Origin of the sequence: Erythrobacter sp. NE805 (assembly GCF_046452355.1) — a bacterium.
GTDB lineage: Bacteria > Pseudomonadota > Alphaproteobacteria > Sphingomonadales > Sphingomonadaceae > Erythrobacter.
Genome location: NZ_JBKFDI010000017.1, coordinates 1 through 755 on the forward strand (window position 1 = coordinate 1; position 755 = coordinate 755).

Annotated in this window: 2 protein-coding genes; both read right to left on the bottom strand. The window is 67.2% G+C overall.

All coding sequences use genetic code 11. The features are described 5' to 3' along the window. Positions 1 to 248: 248 nt before the first annotated feature. On the bottom strand, positions 249 to 563 hold the full coding sequence (locus ACLBKU_RS17695) for a phage tail assembly protein (protein WP_410180892.1): 315 nt from the start codon (positions 561 to 563) through the stop codon (positions 249 to 251). Continuing rightward, the coding region (locus ACLBKU_RS17700) for a phage tail tube protein (protein ID WP_410180893.1) at positions 563 to 755 on the bottom strand (193 nt) is incomplete at its 5' end. The genes ACLBKU_RS17700 and ACLBKU_RS17695, both read right to left, overlap by 1 nt.

The following is a 755-nucleotide window of genomic DNA, read 5'->3' on the forward strand; positions in this document are numbered from 1 at the left end:
AGTTCGGCGCATCTGCTGGCCGAGCCCGCGGGCGGTCTCGCGCAGGCTCGAGACGCTCGCCCTGGCGCGCTTGGCCGGCCCGGTGAGCCGGTCGACCATCTCGAGGATCATGGAGAAACGCATCGCGGGTCAGTCCTTCTGCGCCTGGGCTTCCAGCTGCTCGGCCGCGCCGAGCCAGAACTCGATCTCCTCGCGGTCCAGCTCCATCAGCTCGGAAGGCTGGAAGGCGAAGTACTTGGCGAGGCTCGCTAGGCAGAGCCGCCAGTCGTCTGGCCAACGTCCGATTTCGGCGCGAGCAAGTTTCCCAGGGCGCCGAAGTCGTCGGCGTCGAGGTTCTCGACCTCGATCGTCGTCAGGTTCGAGCAGGTGATGATCAGCTCGATCACGGCCGCGATCTCGGAAGCGCCGTGCTTGTCGAAGGCGCGGATGTCCTTCGCCTTCGGCCGGCGCATGACCACCTCGAAGCCCGCGGGCTTGAGCTCCTCGACGACCGGCTCGCTGCTACCCGCGGGCTTCGTCTCGGAGACGATCGGGTGCAGCAGCGTGTGCGTGAGCCGGGACATCAGACCAGCTCCTCGGCGGGCTGACCCTCGAAGGTGACGGTGACCTTGCCATCCTGGCCGATGTCCCCGTGCTCGACGAAGTAGGCGCCGCGCACCACCCACGTCTTGCCCATGTCGCCCTTGAAGATCAGCGTGGCATTGTTGATCGCGCGCATTGCCGCGACGCTCACGCCGTCCGTATGGAGCAGCCCG